The organism is Myxococcus sp. AM009, assembly GCF_013372605.1.
GTDB lineage: Bacteria > Myxococcota > Myxococcia > Myxococcales > Myxococcaceae > Myxococcus > Myxococcus vastator.
In genome coordinates this window covers 1-16,151 of record NZ_JABXEP010000174.1, presented here as the reverse complement: position 1 = coordinate 16,151, position 16,151 = coordinate 1, and the positions used below count along the sequence as shown (strand labels likewise).

At 70.8% G+C, this 16,151-nt stretch carries 14 protein-coding genes and 2 pseudogenes; 7 read left to right on the top strand and 9 right to left on the bottom strand.

Features of this window, described 5'->3' with window-relative positions:
* Both HV824_RS30385 and HV824_RS30380 read left to right on the top strand, forming a co-directional pair.
* Nucleotides 1–126 (top strand): annotated as a pseudogene (locus HV824_RS30385) (uL29 family ribosomal protein); the annotation flags it as partial.
* 7 nt (nucleotides 127–133) lie between these two features.
* A pseudogene (locus HV824_RS30380) lies at nucleotides 134–1,603 on the top strand (sulfatase-like hydrolase/transferase); the annotation flags it as partial.
* A gap of 88 nt (nucleotides 1,604–1,691) precedes the next feature.
* On the opposite strand, the gene HV824_RS30375 reads toward HV824_RS30380, so the two are convergent.
* Both HV824_RS30375 and HV824_RS30370 read right to left on the bottom strand, forming a co-directional pair.
* Nucleotides 1,692–2,255 carry an NADH-quinone oxidoreductase subunit B gene (locus HV824_RS30375; protein ID WP_140790248.1) on the bottom strand — a complete coding sequence of 188 codons (564 nt, stop codon included), beginning with the start codon at nucleotides 2,253–2,255 and terminating at the stop codon, nucleotides 1,692–1,694.
* Between the two features lie 6 nt (nucleotides 2,256–2,261).
* Nucleotides 2,262–2,633, bottom strand: a complete 372-nt coding sequence (locus HV824_RS30370) for an NADH-quinone oxidoreductase subunit A (RefSeq protein ID WP_176417303.1) — start codon at nucleotides 2,631–2,633, stop codon at nucleotides 2,262–2,264.
* 249 nt (nucleotides 2,634–2,882) lie between these two features.
* Between HV824_RS30370 and HV824_RS30365 the strand changes: the two genes are divergently transcribed.
* The gene (locus HV824_RS30365) at nucleotides 2,883–4,445 is read left to right on the top strand and encodes a methyl-accepting chemotaxis protein (RefSeq protein WP_176417302.1); all 1,563 of its coding nucleotides are present in this window, start codon (nucleotides 2,883–2,885) and stop codon (nucleotides 4,443–4,445) included.
* A 3-nt stretch (nucleotides 4,446–4,448) separates the two neighbouring features.
* Here the strand turns inward: HV824_RS30365 and HV824_RS30360 are convergent, their stop codons facing one another.
* From HV824_RS30360 to HV824_RS30345, 4 genes are all read right to left on the bottom strand, one after another.
* A complete protein-coding gene (locus HV824_RS30360; RefSeq protein ID WP_176417301.1) occupies nucleotides 4,449–4,691 on the bottom strand; it encodes an amphi-Trp domain-containing protein in 243 nt (80 codons plus the stop codon).
* A gap of 93 nt (nucleotides 4,692–4,784) precedes the next feature.
* Complete coding sequence (locus HV824_RS30355) at nucleotides 4,785–5,675, bottom strand: sigma-70 family RNA polymerase sigma factor (RefSeq protein ID WP_176417300.1); 891 nt, start codon at nucleotides 5,673–5,675, stop codon at nucleotides 4,785–4,787.
* Nucleotides 5,672–8,785, bottom strand: a complete 3,114-nt coding sequence (locus HV824_RS30350) for a tetratricopeptide repeat protein (protein ID WP_176417299.1) — start codon at nucleotides 8,783–8,785, stop codon at nucleotides 5,672–5,674. The genes HV824_RS30355 and HV824_RS30350 overlap by 4 nt, the downstream gene beginning before the upstream one ends.
* Nucleotides 8,786–8,842: 57 nt before the next feature.
* Nucleotides 8,843–9,661 (bottom strand): PHP domain-containing protein, encoded by an 819-nt coding sequence (locus tag HV824_RS30345; protein WP_176417298.1) that lies wholly within the window; start codon nucleotides 9,659–9,661, stop codon nucleotides 8,843–8,845.
* A gap of 118 nt (nucleotides 9,662–9,779) precedes the next feature.
* Between HV824_RS30345 and HV824_RS30340 the strand changes: the two genes are divergently transcribed.
* From HV824_RS30340 to HV824_RS30330, 3 genes are all read left to right on the top strand, one after another.
* Nucleotides 9,780–10,067: a hypothetical protein gene (locus HV824_RS30340; RefSeq protein ID WP_020478791.1), complete on the top strand. Its 288-nt coding sequence runs from the start codon at nucleotides 9,780–9,782 to the stop codon at nucleotides 10,065–10,067.
* Between the two features lie 62 nt (nucleotides 10,068–10,129).
* The gene (locus HV824_RS30335; RefSeq protein ID WP_176417297.1) at nucleotides 10,130–10,564 is read left to right on the top strand and encodes an OsmC family protein; all 435 of its coding nucleotides are present in this window, start codon (nucleotides 10,130–10,132) and stop codon (nucleotides 10,562–10,564) included.
* 106 nt (nucleotides 10,565–10,670) lie between these two features.
* The gene (locus HV824_RS30330) at nucleotides 10,671–11,198 is read left to right on the top strand and encodes a hypothetical protein (protein WP_217917877.1); all 528 of its coding nucleotides are present in this window, start codon (nucleotides 10,671–10,673) and stop codon (nucleotides 11,196–11,198) included.
* A 74-nt stretch (nucleotides 11,199–11,272) separates the two neighbouring features.
* Here HV824_RS30330 and speA read toward each other — a convergent pair whose 3' ends face one another.
* Entirely contained in the window at nucleotides 11,273–13,303 is a 2,031-nt protein-coding gene (speA, locus tag HV824_RS30325) for a biosynthetic arginine decarboxylase (RefSeq protein ID WP_176417295.1), read from the bottom strand.
* Between the two features lie 239 nt (nucleotides 13,304–13,542).
* Here speA and clpX point away from each other — a divergent pair, with 239 nt between their 5' ends.
* A complete protein-coding gene (clpX, locus tag HV824_RS30320; protein ID WP_176424830.1) occupies nucleotides 13,543–14,613 on the top strand; it encodes an ATP-dependent Clp protease ATP-binding subunit ClpX in 1,071 nt (356 codons plus the stop codon).
* 1 nt (nucleotide 14,614) lies between these two features.
* On the opposite strand, the gene HV824_RS30315 is transcribed toward clpX, so the two are convergent.
* Both HV824_RS30315 and HV824_RS30310 read right to left on the bottom strand, forming a co-directional pair.
* On the bottom strand, nucleotides 14,615–15,370 hold the full coding sequence (locus HV824_RS30315; protein ID WP_176417293.1) for a CvpA family protein: 756 nt from the start codon (nucleotides 15,368–15,370) through the stop codon (nucleotides 14,615–14,617).
* A gap of 14 nt (nucleotides 15,371–15,384) precedes the next feature.
* The coding region (locus tag HV824_RS30310) for a J domain-containing protein (RefSeq protein WP_255208464.1) at nucleotides 15,385–16,151 on the bottom strand (767 nt) is incomplete at its 5' end.

Sequence of the window (16,151 nt, the reverse complement as noted above, 5' to 3'; positions counted from 1 at the left end):
AAGGAACTGTCAGCGGACGACCTGAAGCAGCGCGCGGCCGAACTGCGTGCGACGCTGTTCCAGGACCAGCTGAAGCGGCGGACCGGTTCGCTGGACAACCCGGCTGAGCGCACCCAGCACCGGCGCGCCCGGGCATCCGCTGGTGGTCGTCATCGGCATCGACGCGTTCCGGCCGGACCGATTGAAGTCTCAGGGCGGCTCGGGCGAGGTGGCGCCCCACGTGGAGCGCCTGCTGGAGGACGGCACGCTCTTCACCCGCGCGTACACGCCCATTGCCCAGACGGAGCCCGCGTGGCGTTCGCTGCTCACCGCGCGGTGGCCGCACGAGACGGGCGTGCGCTACTCGCTGACGTCCGACTCGCGGATGCAGCTCCAGCGCACCTTCGCGGAGTCCTTCGCCCAGGCGGGGTGGCGCACGGTGTTCGCCACCGACTGCTCGCGCTTCCACGCGGAGGGGCCCGCGTCCGGCTTCGAGACGCGCCTGCAGCCGCCGCGCGGGGCGGTGAACTTCCTCCTGGAGAAGCTGCGCTACCGCGCGCTGGGCATGTTCGCGGACCACGCGCCAGGCGCCGCCTGGCTGCCCGAGTTCATCGACAACCGCGCGCTGGCCGGCATCCATGACCCCATGGGCTACGCGGAGCGGCTGGCCGCGCGGCTGGTGGACGAGGCGAGCCAGGGCCCCACGCTGTTCGCCTTCCACGCGACGGCGGCGCACTTCCCGGGCGACCCGGTGCATCCCTTCTACCGCCGCTTCGTGCCGGCCTCGGAGCCGCTGGAGCGCCGGCTGCGCATGCACTTCGCGCCGGTATCCCCGGGCGCGAAGGGCGGCTGGAACCGCGCGGGCGCGGAGGCGCTCTATGACGAGCTGATTGCCCAGGCGGACGCGCAGGTGGGGACGCTGCTGGACGCGCTGCGCCGCTCGGGGCGCTACGACGACGCGCTCATCCTCCTGATGTCGGACCATGGCGAGAGCTTCCACGCGGACCGCGACGACCTCGCGGGCGCCACGCCGGTGCATGGCGCGCGGCTGTCGGAGGAGGAGAACCGCATCCTCCTGGCGGTGAAGCCGCCCAAGGGACGAGGCGCGGCGCCGGCCCTGGTGGACTCGCTGGTGCGGCTGGTGGACGTGGGGCCCACCCTGCTGGAGCTGTCCGGGCTGCCGCGCCTTTCGGACGTGGACGGCGTGTCGCTGGCGCCGCTGCTGCGCGGTGAGGACCTGGCGCCGCTGGCGCTGTACGCGGAGACGGGCTTCACCCACGTGCTGCCGGAGGTGTTCGACCCGGGGCACTGGCCGGGGGCGCCGCGCTCCTTCGACGCGTACCGCATCCGTCCGGATGGCGTGGTGGAGATGGGGCCCGCGGCCCACGCCCGCATCCTCCAGGAGAAGGACGTGGGCGCCTTCGACGGCCAGCGCTGGTGGGTGGACCGGCCCCAGGCCAACGGCACGGTGCTGCGCGCCTGCCAGGGCGACTGTGAAGGGCCGGACGCCCACGCGCTGGAGGCTTGGTTCGACAGCGTCCAGGGCCGCACGGCGGCGGGCGGCTGGCGAAAGGTGGCCGGCCAACGCCCTGGGGCCGCGCATCCACAACCGCGTGGCGGGTGAGGCCGGCCAGAAATACCAGGGCCCCGGCGCTTCCACCAACTGAGGCGGGAAGCGGGCGGGGCCCTGGCGGTACCGCGCGTGGGGCGCGTTACTTGTTCATGGACAGCAGCAGGTTGTGCCGCGCGGCCGTGGGGTTGGCCTCCTCGCGGTCCGCGATGCGGTGGACCTGGTTGCCAATCTTGTCCTGCAGCAGCATCAGGCCGTCGAGCACCTGCTCCGGGCGCGGCGGGCAGCCAGGGATGTACACGTCCACCGGGATGATGCGGTCGATGCCCTGCAGCACCGCGTAGTTGTCGTAGAAGCCGCCCGAGGACGCGCACACGCCGAAGGCCACGACCCACTTGGGCTCGGCCATCTGCTCGTAGACGCGCTTGAGGATGGGGGCCTGCTTCAGGTTGATGGTGCCCACCACCATCAGCAGGTCCGCCTGGCGCGGCGAGAAGCGAGGGAACTCCGCGCCAAAGCGGGAGATGTCGTGCCGGCTGGCGGCCACGGACATGTACTCCATGCCGCAGCAGGCCGTGGCGTACGGATAGGTGAAGAGCGAGTACTTGCGCGCCCAACCCAGGCCCTTGGAGACGATGGACTGGAGCCAGCCCATGGAGTCGTCACGGCGCGTGGTAACGATGTTTGCGAGGTCTGCGTCAGCCATGATGTCTCAGCTCTCCCAGTCCAGGGCGCCCTTCTTCCAGATGTAGATAAGGCCGACCACCAGCGTCGCCGCGAAAACCAGCATCTCCACGTACCCGAACCACGCGAGCGCCTGGAAGTTCACCGCCCAGGGGTACAGGAACACCGCCTCCACGTCGAACACGATGAAGAGCAGGGCCACGACGTAGAACTTCACCGCGAAGCGCTGCCGCGCCGGGCCGCTCGACTCGGAGCCGGCCTCGAAGCTGGTCGCCTTGATGGCGCTTGGGCGGCGAGGACCCAGCCGCGTGGTGATCTGGGGAATGAGCATCGCCATGCCACCCGCCAGCAGCAGGACGACGGCCAGCGGCAGGTATGGCGTGAGGGGAGTCGGAGTCATCGCGCGCGGAACCTAATGACACCGCGCTCGCCATGTCAAAGGGAAAGTCCAGGGAGCGGCGCGCCAACCCCTTGAGATGACGGCGAAAAGCGGCGTTCATGATGCCCCAGGGCGCGCCCGGCGTGGATCAGCGGCCCGCCAGGTCTCCGCCCCATCGGCCGGTTTGACGCTCCGCGAAGGGACGCCTACCGTCCGAGAACCGCCGGCATCCATCCGGCGTGGAACTTTCTCACCGGGGAGATGGCAAGCATGTGGGGCCGGCTCGGCTTGCGGACGCAGGTGGCCATCGCGGTGCTCGTGCCCTGCCTGGCGGTGGTGAGCTTCTGCGTCGTGTACTTCCCCATGCACCAGCGGGAAGTCACCCTGGAGTTGCTCCAGAAGCGGGTGCGGGTGGTGGCGCGGCTGATGTCGCAGCACCCCGCGCTGCTGGCCGCGGACGGCACGCCGGAGTCCATGGCCCGGGTGCGGGACGTGTTGTCGATGCTGGAGGCCCCGGAGGCGCTGAACGAGCGCAGCGGCTTCACGTTGCGCTACCAGGGGCTGGTGTCGGCGGACGGCGCCGTGCTCCATGCGCGCGGCCCCATTCCCGCGGCCATCCGCTCGCTCGGCGTGGAGGGGCTGGAGGGCTGCACCACGTCCACCCACCGCGACGAGGTGTCGGTCCGCTGCGCCAGTGGTGAGCGCCTCTACGTGGCGAGCTTCGGCGTCCAGGAGGCGCTCAGCTCGGTGGATGACCTGCGGGGCGCGGTGCTCGCCGGACTGGCGGGCGCGCTGGTGCTGGGGCTGGCCCTGTCGCTATTCATCAGCCGCGCCATCGCCGAACCGGTGGCGCGGGTGACGGAGGTGGTGCGGGACGTGGCCCGGGGCGACATGTCCCGCGGGGAGCTGGACGTGCCGGCCACGGGCGAGGTGCGCCTCATGGCGCAGTCCTTCAACAAGATGCTGGGCACGCTGCGCAGCTCGGTGATGGAGATGGTGTCGCGCACGGAGCAGCTCTCCGGCGCGTCGCGCGGCCTGCTGGGGGCGTCCGCGGACCAGGAGCACGTCATCAGCCAGCAGGCGGCCTACGCGCAGCAGATCGCCGCCACGTTCGAGGAGCTGAGCCGCACGGCCGAGCAGATCTCCAGCTCCACGGAGGTGGTGGAGTCGAGCGCGCGGCGCACCCACGAGGCCGTGGCGGAGGCCATGGCGGTGGTGGCGCAGGTGGTGGCGGGCATCAACGACATCCGCACCGAGTCCAAGGGCGTGGCGGACGCGATTGTCGGCCTCAACCAGGACCTGCAGCAGGTGTCGAAGATCGCGCAGGTCATCAACCAGGTGGCGGAGCGCTCTGACTTGCTGGCGCTGAACGCGGCGCTGGAGGGCACCAAGGCGGGCGAGGTGGGGCGGGGCTTCTCGCTGGTGGCCGCGGAGATGCGCAAGCTGGCGGAGAACGTGTCCGCCTCCGCGCGTGACATCGCCCGCATCGTGGAGAAGGTGCAGGACTCCGGCGAGGAGGCGGCGGCCAAGGCCCGCGTGGGCATGGCCACCAGCGACCGGGGCGTGGAGGTGGCCGAGCAGGCCTCCTCCGTGTTCCAGCGCATCGTCGAGCTGGCGCGCGGCACCAGCGAGGCGGCGCGGCAGATCACCATCGCCACCCGGCAGCAGCGCCAGTCCAGCGAGCAGGCCGTGCAGGGCGCCCGCAACGTCGCGGAGCTGGTGAAGCAGGGCGTGGACGCGACGGGCCGCACCACGCGCATCGCCCAGGACCTGCAGGCGGTGGCCGAGGGGCTCACCGCCGTCACCAGCCGCTTCAAGACGACGCGGAGCTGAGGCTCACTCCCGCTGCCAGCGCAGCTGGAACTCCACCTCGTCCACGTTGTCCTCGCGCTCGTGCTCGATGTTGAAGAGCGCGTCGGCGGGGATGCGCAGGCGCTCGCCGGCGACCTGGATGCTGAAGGCCTTGCCCGCCTCGATGGCGTCCGCCAGCCGCCGCAGCTTCGCGACGAAGTCCTTGCGCGGGTACGTCTTCTCCAAATCTCGGTCCGCTCGCTTCGCCTTCGCCTTCTTCTGCGCCATCGTTGAGGGCTCTTTCGTCCAGGGTTTGCCCGGATGATGGCATCGCCCGTGTTGAGCGCGCAGCCCGAATCGGCGCCGCGTTCGAGACGCGCGTCAGCCCATCAGCCGGTGGAGGCTGAGGTCCAGGCGGCTCTGGACCAGCCCCAGGAGGCTCTCCACCTCGCGCCCGTCCAGCTTCAGCCGGGTGGCCAGCTCGCGGTGAGTCCCTTTCAGGAGCCGCTCACGGGCCTGTGCCACGTGACGCGCCACACTGGAGCGGGGCTCCGCGTACAGCGTGGCGATGCGGTCCATGGTGAGGCCGTGGAGATGGTGCAGGCGCAAGAGCGCGCGCTCCCGTTCGGACAGCGTCGCCAGCGCGGCCTGGAGGGATTCGGACAGGGCCCGCCGGGAGTGGGCCCGGAGCACGTCGCGCTCGGGGTCGTCCCGGGACAACAACTGCTCCAGGGCCTCCGGGGACGTGGAGGTCTGCTCGTGGCGGCCGGCCTGCTCCAGCAGCTCTCCGCCGACGCGCGAGGCGACGATTCGCACCCAGCCGCCCAGCGAGCCACGTCCCGAGTACTCCGCGATTTTCGGCGCGCCGCCGTGGACGCCCAGCAGGAGCCGCTGGCGCGTCACCTGGAGCACCTCGTCCACCATCGCAGTGAGGTGCCGTGACAGCCGGGCGGCGACCTTCTGGAGGACGTGTTTCTCGAAGAGCTGCAACGCCTGGGGCTCTCCCTGGGCGCAGGCACACGCCAGGTAGACGTCCGCGGCGTGGAGCTGCTCCAGCGCGTCCAGGGGCGTGCCTTCCGCGCGCAGGTGCCGGCCCACGTGGCGCAACAGGGCCGCGGGCGCCAGCGTCACGGTGGGCCACGCCGCACGGCCTGTATCGAGCAGCTCCGTGAGCAGGGCCTCCAGCGCGGGCGCGGAGCGCAGCGTGTCGTGCAGTGACTCGGGAGCCCCCGCGAGCAGCAGCGGCGTCAGCGTCTCCGGAGCCTGGCTCATCGGGTGACCTTGCTCACGCGGGGTAAATGACGCGCCTGCCAGGCCACGAGCTCATCGTGCTCACGCCGCGCGCGCAGCCCCTGGGCTTCCAGCCACGTCTTCGCCTCGTGAATGAGGGCCGTGGCCTGCTCGCGCCCATCCGGGGCGGGCCGCTCCCACAGGGCTCGCGCGAGGAGGAAGGACACCCGCGCGGCTTCCTTCCGGTCCAGCCACGCGCGCGCGTGGATGCGCCGTGCGCGCTCGAGCAGCGGGACGGCCCGCTCCGGCGCGCGCAGGCCCAGGTGCGCCTCGCCGAGGCAGGCGAGGTCCAGCGCGGCGTCCGGGCTGTCGTCCCCCTGCGCGGCTTCGTCCAGGGCCAGGGCGCGCTGGCAGCGGGTGAGTGCCGCTCGGAACGCGCCCGTCTCCAGGTCCACCCGGGCCAGGTCCCGCTCCACGCCGCACGCCACCACGCTGTCGGTGCCGTTCTCCTTTTGGAGGAGGCTCAACGCCTGCGTCAGGTTGCGCCGCGCCACCGCCGGCCGGCCCGCGCGCAGGTGGATGAGGCCCAGGTTGCGCAGCGACATCTCCAGGCGCGGCGAGTCCTGTCCCACGCTGCGTTGGATGCGCTCCAGCGCCTGCTGGTTGTGGGTGAGCGCCTCGTCGAGCCGGTCGGAGTCATAGGCCACCATGCCGAGTCCGCCGAGCGCGGTGACGGTGCTGGGATGGTCCGGCCCCTTGCTGCGCTCGAAGATGGCCAGGGCCCGCGCGTAGTGGCTCCGGGCTTCCTCCAGGCGTCCCTCGCGGCGCAGCAGGCCCGCCAGGTTGTTGAGTGGCGCGGCCAGGCTCGCGTGCTCCTTGGAGCGCGCGGCCTCCAGCAGCGTCAGCGAGCGTTGGAACGTCTCGAGCGCTTCCTGCGTGCGGCCCAGGGAGAGCAGCTCGGTGGCGATGTTGTTGAGGTTGAGCGCGAGCACCGGGTGCTCGGGGCTCCACTGGCGCTCCTGGAACGCGTAGGCCTGGGCCTCCCGGTAGAGCGCCAGGGCCTCCTCCGCGCGGAGCTGCCGGGAGCGGACGCGCCCCAGGCCGGTGAGGAAGTACGTCACGCGAGGCCGCGAGGGGCCCGCGGTCCGCCGCGCCAGCTCCAGCCCCTGAGTGAACTCCGCGTCCGCTTCGTCCAGCTTGCCCTGCACCAGGAACAGGCCGCCCATGCGCAGGTGCAGGTCGGTGGCGATGTGCGGGAAGCGCTCACGGCCCAGGCGCTCCACCGCGGCGCGGGCGTGGTGTACCAGCCGGTTCGCCTCGTCCATGCGCGCCATCTGGTCGCCCACCACCCACAGGAGGAGGTTCCAGACGCGGGCCACTGTCTCATCGTCGCGGCCCGCCTCGGCGGCCCAGAGCGCCTTGTAGAGGTGCTCCTCGGCCTCCTTGGGCTTGCCCGCGAGCCCATGGGCATAGCCATGCAGCGTCAGGACCTCTGCCTCCAGCGGGCGGTACTCCAGCCCCTGGATGGCCTGGAGCAAGGCCGTCGTCTCCTTCAACGCGCCAGGGTGGTTGCCCGCGTCCATGTGGGCCCGCGCCTCGGCCAGCTTGCGTCGCGCCGCGTCCACGCGAGGCCGCAGGGCATCCGGAGGCTGAGGCCGGTTCACCAGCTCCGGAGCGTCCCGGCAGCCGGAGACACCCTCCAGTGACGCCACCAGCTGCGGCGCGTTCTGCACCGTTCGCGCGTCCGCCTTCTCCAGCACGTCGACGACGGCGGCCAGATGCCACAGCCGCGTGTCCAGGCACGCGGCCGTCTGCCATGAGGCGTTGGCGTCATCGCGCGAGGCCGTGCACGCGTCGGTGCGCAGCGCGCGCCACGTGTCCGCGTGTCCGTCCAGCGTGCGGGCGACGGCTTCCCACGCGGCGGCGGCGAAGGGCTTTCCCGTGGCCAGGAAGGCCGCGTGGATTCGCTCGCGGCGCTCCGGCCCCCAGATGGTGGTGAGGCGCTCCGCCTCCCGCTCGCAGCCGGCCTGCCTCCGGTGCGCCGCCACGTAGCCCACGGTGAGTCCCAGCGCGCAGGCCACGGCGGCGGCGCCGACCCAGGCCAAGCGCCTCCCGGTGCGGGGGGCCAGCTCGGCCAGCAGCGCCTCCATCGTCGGGAAGCGTTCCTCCGGTCGGGCTCGCAGGCCCCGCAGCACCGCGCGCCGCACGCGGGCCGGGATTTTCGATTCGCGCTCCGGCGCGCGGATGCGTCCTTCCCGCGCGGCCTGACCCAGTGCTTCCAGCGTCCGGCCCTCGAAGGGGCGCACGCCGTGGAGCGCTTCGTACAGCGCCACGCAGAAGCTGAACTGGTCCGAGCGCGCGTCCACGCCGTGGCCCTGAAGCTGCTCGGGCGCCATGTACGCGGGTGTGCCCAGCAGCGCGCCCGAATGGGTCAGCGGCGAGTCCACCCACGAGGTCGGCGCCCTCGCCGCGTCCAGGCTCGCGGGCGCGGCGTGGCCGAGGACTCGCCGGTGGGACGGGCGGGCCAGGCCGAAGTCCGTCACCCGCACGCGACCCTCCTTTCCAACGAGCACGTTGCCCGGCTTGAAGTCGCGGTGGACCAGCCCGGCGGCGTGGGCGGCCGCAAGTCCCCGGCCCGCGTCCACGAACACGCGCACCACGTCCTGCCAGGGACGCGGCGACTCCAGCCACTCCGCCAGCGACGCGCCCTCCACCAGCTCCAGCGCCAGGAAGACGCAGTCGTCGCAGACGCCCACGTCATGGACGGTGACGACGTGCGGATGGGCCAGCCGGGCCAGGGCCTGGGCCTCGCGCAGCAGCCGCAGCCGCAGCTCCTCCAGGTGCCGGCCCTCGGGGCGCAGCAGCTTCAGCGCGAGCCTTCGGTCCAGCTCCGGGTCATGGGCCGCGTACACCTCGCCCATGGCGCCCCGGCCAATGCGCTCCTGCACCACGTAGCGGGAGAGCTGGGTGCCCGGAATCACCAGGGGCCCATCGACGGGCGGGGGCACGGCCTCCGAAGCACTCGCGCCCAGGGCCAGGTGCTCCTGGCAGCGCTCACAGCCTTCCACGTGGGCCAGGACGCGCGTGCGGTGCGCGTCCGGGAGCGCCCCTTCGAGGAAGTCGCTCAGTGTCGTCTCGCTCGGGCACCCCATGGAGGCCAGGAGACTATCAAATTCCGGGAATTTTCACTTTTACCCGCCTGTGGCGGCTCAGGCCTGGGCGCGTGATTTGAGCCGGGCGAAGAGCTCGGGAGGCATGGAGGCGGTGCCCAGCCGGTGGTCGGCGGAGATGGCCTCGCCGTGGAAGTCGCTGCCCGCGGTGGGGACCAGGTCCAGCTCCCGGGCCAGGCCGAGGTACTTCTGGCGCACGCTGGGGTTGTGGTCCTCGTGGAGCACCTCGAGGCCGGCCAGGCCCACCTGGGCGAGCGCGCGGATTTCGAGCCGCTCCATTCGCGACGAACCTGGGTGGGCGAGGGTGGCCGTGCCGCCCGCGTTGCGGATGAGGCGGATGGCGTCCTCGCCGGCCAGCTTGAAGCGCTCCACCCAGGCGGCGCCGCGCGTTCCCAGGAAGCGGTCGAAGGCCTCCTTCACGTCCACCACCCAGCCTCGGTCCACCAGCACGCGGGCCAGGTGGGGGCGGCCCAGCTGCGCGTCGCCGGCCACCGCCCGGACGTGCTCCATGCGCACCGGGTAGCCCAATTGCCGCATGCGCTCCAGCAGGGCTTCCATGCGCTGCTCGCGCTCCAGGCGGAGCCGGTCGGCGAAGCGGGCGATGTCCTCGTCGTCCGGCCTCAGGAAGTGCCCCAGGATGTGGCACTCGCGTCCATGGATGAACGCGGAGATTTCGATGCCCGGCACCAGCTCCACGCCGTGGGCGCGCGCCGCCACCGCGGCCTCGGCCAGGCCCGCGACGGTGTCGTGGTCCGTAATCGCCAGCACCGTCACCCCAGCGGCGGCCGCCCGCGCCAGCAGCTCCGTGGGCGCGTATTGACCGTCGCTGGCGGTGGTGTGCGAGTGCAGGTCAATCACGGCGGGCTCCGGGGTGTGGGGCGAATGTTTCCCATACGCGACCTCTGCCGGGTTTCACACCAACTTGCGGCATGGGGGGTGCCGCCGCCACCGGGGGTGTGGCTACTGTCCGAGCCCTATGGGCAAGAAGTCCGATACGACCATCGAGAACCGGGTCTACCTCTTCGAGTCACTGGCGAGCAGCTACGTGGCGTCCGCCACCGAGGTCTTGTCCTCGGAGGACCCCGCGGTGCGGCAGCGCGCGCGCCGGGCCCTGGCGGAGCTGGCCTTCGTGTCCTGTGTGATGGCGGACACTGCGCATCTGCCGGCCGAGCAGGTGCGAGCCCAGGTGCTCGGCGCGCCCGAGCGCGTCCCGGAGGCGCCTTCAAAGGTGTCCGGCGGCGCGGCCCGGAAGCGCAACAAGTAGCGGCTACTGGTGCTGTTCGGGTGGTATGCCAGCCGCGCCCTTTTGCTTCGAGGAGCGCCGACATGAGCCTGCCGCAGACGCCCGCCACGGGTGTGGTGATGACGCTGGTCAGCCAGCCCCAGTTCAAGACGCAGCTCACCCATGGCCCGTCGGGCATGGTGAACCAGACGGAGGCGCCGCGCGACAACGGGGGCACCGGGGGCAGCTTCTCTCCCACGGACCTGGTGGGCGCGGCGCTGATGTCATGCGCGGTGACGACGATGCACCTGTTCGCCTCGCGTGAGGGCATTGCCCTGGGGGAGGTGAGCGCCCGCGTGGAGAAGCGGATGACGCCGCCGCCGCGCCGCATCGCCGAGCTGGTGCTGGACATCCAGATGCCGGCCGGCCTGTCCGCCGAGCACCGCGCCACGCTGGAGAAGGTGGGCCGCGAGTGCCCGGTGGCCCGCAGCCTCCACCCGGACGTGAAGCTGCCGCTGACGTTCAGCTACCCGGACTGAGGACGCCAGGCCGCTTGCCCTCCAGGGGGCCTGCTCGCGCGTGCTGCGGGTGGGCGCCTTCGTGTTCATCCTCCCCGGCTGCGGGGCTCGTCCTGGAGGACACGGCATGCATGCGAAGCGGCTGGGCATCTACCTCAATGACCACCTGGCGGGCTCGGTGGGCGGGCTGGAGCTGGCGATCCGCACGGAGGCGGAGAACCACGGCAACCTGCTGGGCCGCTACCTGGCGGCGTTCATCCCCGAGCTGAAGGAAGACCAGTCCACGCTGCTGTCGGTGATGGACGTCCTGGAGCTGAAGCGGGACGGGCTGAAGACGCGCGCCGCGTGGGCGGTGGAGAAGGTGGGCCGGCTGAAGCGGAACGGCACGCTGGTGCGCTACTCGCCCCTGAGCCGGCTGCTGGAGCTGGAAGGGCTGTGCGCGGCCACGGAGGGCCGCTTGTCCCTCTGGCGCACGCTGGCGCGCGTGTCGGTGAAGGACGCGCGGCTCGCGGTGTTCCCCTTCGAGTCGCTCGTGCAGCGCGGCGAGGCGCAGCGCTCCGTGCTCCAGCGCCTGCGGGCCCAGGCGGCTGACGTGGCCTTCGCGGAGGAGCCGCAGCCCTTCGGCTCCGGAGAGCCGCTCGTCGCGGGCCTCTGACGGACGCCCAGGAATGAAGAAGCCCCCTGCCGCGGCGCGCGACAGGGGGCGGGGACTTCATCCGGGCGCGGGGCTCAGGTGCCCGACGTCTCCGACGCACCGGGGGGCGGCGTCGTGGGCCGGGCGCCCGAGGTGTCCGGCGTGGGCACCAGGCGCAGTTGGCTGGCGCTGCCGCCGAAGCTCGCGTCCACCTCGCGCTCCAGGTACGTGTAGCCGGACAGGCCGTCCTCGTACATGCGCAGCAGGTTGCGCGACTCGTCCAGGGTGATGCGGCCCTGGCGCAGCGCGGCCTCCGTGAACTTGCGCAGCCGCGCCACCAGGTCGTCCTTGGTGTAGCTGACGTAGTTGAGCACCTCCGTCACCGTGTCGCCGGCCACCACGTTGTCGATGAGGTAGCCCCCGTTGGGCCCCAGCGACACCTGCACGGCGTGGGTGTCGCCGAACAGGTTGTGGAGGTCGCCCAGAATCTCCTGGTAGGCGCCCACCATGAAGATGCCCAGGTAGTAGTCGTCATCGTTGAGCGCGTGCAGCTCGAGGGCGTCCTTCACCTCGCGCTTGTCGATGAAGTGCTCAATCTTCCCGTCCGAGTCGCAGGTGATGTCCGCCAGCGTCGCGCGGCGCGTCGGCTTCTCCGCCAGACGGTGGATGGGCATCATCGGGAAGAGCTGGTCGATGGCCCACGAGTCCGGCAGCGACTGGAACACGGAGAAGTTGCAGAAGTACGTGTCGTTGAGCGCCTTCTCCAGGGAGTCCAGCTCCTCGGGAATCTCTCCCTGCTCCCGCGCGATGCGCATGATTTTGTGGCAGGTGGCCCAGTAGATGTTCTCCGCCGCCACGCGCTGCTCCAGCGACAGGTGGCCCAGCGAGAAGAGGGTGAGGCTCTCCTCCTTGGCGTCCTGCGCGTCGTGCCACGCCTCCAGCAGGTTCTTGTTGGTGACCTCGCGGTAGGTGGACCAGAGGTTGCGCACCACGGAGGGCGCCTTCTCGTCCACCTTCTCCGGGACTGGCGCCGGGTTGAACTCGCTGGTGCCCAGCACGTCCACCACCAGCACCGCGTGGTGCGCCACCACGGCGCGGCCGGACTCCGACACCAGCGTGGGGTGCGGCACGCCGGCCCTGTCACAGGCCTCCATGACGCCGAACACCACGTCGTTGGCGTACTCCTCCGTGGTGTAGTTCATGGAGGACGCGAAGTTCGTCTGGGAGCCGTCGTAGTCCACGCCCAGGCCGCCGCCCACGTCCAGGTACTTCAGCGGCGCGCCCTGACGGGCCACCTCCACGTAGAAGCAGCCCACCTCGCGCAGCGCGTTCTTCACGTTGCGGATGTTGGAGATCTGGCTGCCCAGGTGGAAGTGCAGCAGCTCGAAGGAGCTGAGCAGCCCGGCGTCCTTCATGAAGCTGATGCAGTTCATCAGCTCGGAGGAGGTCAGCCCGAACTTGGAGCGGTCACCGCCGCTGGCCTCCCACTTGCCGGCGCCGCGCGTGGACAGCTTCACGCGGATGCCCAGCCGAGGCGCGATGCCCGTGCGCCGGGCGACCTCCGCGATGAGGGGCAGCTCGCTGGGCTTCTCCACCACCAGGATGACGTTGCGGCCCAGGCGCGAGTAGAAGAGCGCAGTCTCGATGTACTCCTCGTCCTTGTAGCCGTTGCAGATGACGAGCGCGTTCTCGTTCTCCAAGAGCGCCATCACCGCGAGCAGCTCCGGCTTGCTGCCGGCCTCCAGGCCGTAGTTGTAGCCCTTGCCCGCCTCGATGAGGGTCTCCACCACGTAGCGGTGCTGGTTCACCTTGATGGGGTACACGCCGCGGTAGCCGCCCTTGAACCCGTGCTCGGTCATGGCCTTGCGGAAGGCCTCGTTCAGGTGGACCACGCGGTGGCGCAGCACGTCCGTGAATCGGATGAGCAGCGGCAGGCCAATGCCCCGGCGGCGCACTTCGTCGACCAGCTCCTTCAGGTCCATGTTCGGGGCCTGGGGACCGTCCGGGTGGACGATGACATGGCCCTTCTCGTTGATGCCGAAGTAGGGGTTGCCCCAGTTCCGGATTCCGTACAGCTCGTGCGCGTCGGCGAGGGTCCAGCGGTGGGGAGGGGCGTTTGCGGGCATCGGCGTCTCGAGGCTCCCTGGGTAGAGGGGGTGGACTCCCATGAACAACGGAAACGCTCACGGGAATCGCGCGGGAAGTATCGGAAAGCCCCTCGGTATTCAACAGCCGCCTGTGCGGAGGGCAGGCAGGCTGGCGGGACGACCGCCCGGTGCGCCTCCTCCCGCGGGCCGACCCTCCATTCAATTCCTACCCTTTCCGGGTGAGTCCTGAGGGACGCGTGGAAACAAGGGGAGGGTACATGGAGTCGTCCGCACGCAGGGAAGAAGCGGTGCTGACCCCGCGGGAAATCTACGAGCGGCTGGATCGCTTCGTCATCGGCCAGGCCGGCGCCAAGCGCGCCGTGGCCATCGCCGCCCACAATCACCTCAAGCGTCTCCTGGCGCGAAGGCTGCGCCGGACGTCGCTCATCAAGAAATCCAACATCTTGCTGATTGGACCCACCGGGAGCGGCAAGACGCACATCGCCCGCAACCTGGCGGACATCCTCCACGTGCCGTTCACCACCGTGGACGCCACCGAGTACACGGAGGCTGGCTACTACGGGAAGGACGTGGAGGTGATGATCTCCGACCTCCTCTTCAAGGCGAATCACTCCGTGGAGGACACCCAGCGGGGCATCATCTTCATCGACGAGGTGGACAAGATTGCCCGCCGCTCCCAGGGTGCCCGCAACGGTGCGGGCAGCCGCGACATCGGCGGCGAGGGTGTCCAGCAGTCACTGCTGAAGCTGCTGGAGGGGCGCGAGGTGTACGTGCCCCTCAACGTCACCCAGGCCTGGAACAAGAGCGACTTCGTGCAGGTGGACACGCGCGACATCCTCTTCATCTGCGCGGGGACGTTCAGCGACTTGCACGATGATGGGGATGAAGGGAGCCGCGCCATGGGCTTCGGCGCGGAGGACGCGGCGAAGCGCGGCCAGAAGCGCATCAGCACCCGTCAGTTGACGGACTTCGGCATGCTGGCGGAGTTCCTCGGACGCCTGCCGGTGGTGGTGCAGTTGGAGCGGCTGGGTGAGGAGGACCTGATTCGCGTGCTCACCGAGCCGCCGGACTCCATCGTGCGCGAGTTCCGCGAGCTGCTCTCCATGGATGACCTGGAGGTGGACTTCGCCGGCCCGGGCCTGCGCGAGGTGGTGCGCTATTCCGTGGATCGTGGGCTGGGCGCTCGAGGATTGCGGTCCATCCTGGAGCACGTCATGGCGGACGTCATGTTCGAGGCGCCCGAGCGGCGGCGGCGCCAGGTGACGGTGGACGCGGGCTTCGTACGGGAGCGGCTGCGCGGGCTGGATTCGACGCAGCTGAACGTGTGAGTCAGGGCTCGCGCTCGGAGGCGCGGGCCGCGGCGCCCAGCCGGGCCGCCACGTCCGGGTCCTGGATGAGCTGGAGCACACCGTCGTGGCGCAGCAGCGCGGCGGTGTCTCCGCGCGCCAGGGCCTGCTTCAGCTTCGGATCTTTCAGCAGGCGCTGGAAGCGGGCGTCCTTGCGCAGGGCCTTGTAGGCCGGGTCGTCCTGGAGCTGTCCCGCGCGCTTCGGGTCGCTGGCGGCCTTGGCGACCTCCACCAGGTTCTTCACCGGGGCGAACTGCGTCATCTCGAAGAGGTTGTAGCGGCGGGCGACCTCGATGGAGAGCGACTCCTTCGGGGACAGGCCCACGCGGCGGCCCGCGATGACGACGTGCTGTTCGAAGAAGGCGATGGCGCTGAGCACCACCCAGGCGATGATGCCCATCTTCGCGCCGCCCAGCGCGAAGCCGAGGAAGCGGTCCAGGCCCCGATTCTCATTGTGCTGGCCGGTGGAGAGGATGCGCAGCAGCAGCGCGCCCAGGGCGTAGCGCACCGCGAGCCACGTGCAGATGAACACGAGCACCGTGCCCACGATGGCGCCCAGGAAGAGCGGGCTGCCCAGGGCCTCCGCCAGGTGTGGGGCCGTCACGGGGCCCAGGCGGCGCGAGGCGAAGTAGCCCACCGCCAGCCCCACCACGTTGGCGACCTGACGCGACGCCCCGGTGATGGCGCCAATCATGGCGAAGAACAGCACCAGCCCGAGGATGATGAGGTCGATGACCATGGGCGCCGCCGCCGTCAGCGAATCTTGAACGAGCCGCCCTTGTCGCGGGACTCGTCCTGGGCCTGCTTCTGGACCTCCGCCAGCCGCTCCTTGTAGCGGGCGTTGGCGGGCTCATAGGTGAGCGCCATCTTCAAGTTCCGCTCGGCGGCGGACCAGTTGCCCGCGTCCGCGTCCTTCTGCGCCTGCTGGAAGAACTGGCGTCCCTTGGGGTGGGTGCCGATCTGCGCTTCCTGCTCCTTCTTGGCGGCGGCCTTGGTCTCCGCTTCGGAGGCCTCGGTGAAGCGCAGCTTCTGGGCGCGCTCGGGGCCCGCCACGTCGACGACGTACTTCTTGCGCTTCGTGTCGTCGCGCAGGACGTAGTAGGCCTCGGTGACGCGCTTGTAGAGCTCGTTGATGCGGTCCTTCAGCTCCCTGGAGTCGACCTGGAAGAAGCGGTCCGGGTGGTAGGTGCGGCTCTCCCGGTAGAAGGCGCGCTTGATGTCCGCGGGCGTGGCGGTCCGCTCCAGCATGAGCACTTCGAAGTAGTCGAGCTGGTCCAGCTTCGCGCAGCGCGATTCCAGGTCCGCGAGTTGCTGGATGTCCAGGCCCGGGCCCGTTGACGCAGCAGGCGCCGGCGGTGGCGTGACCGCCGTGGCAGGGGTAACGGGCGGGACAATGGGGGCCACGGACGGAATCGAGGGCACCGCGCCGGGCGGAGCGCGTGGGGCCGGCGTCAGCGGTGCGATGCCTGGGACGGCGGGCGCCACGGATGGGACGGAGGGCGCGACGGACGGGGGAGGGC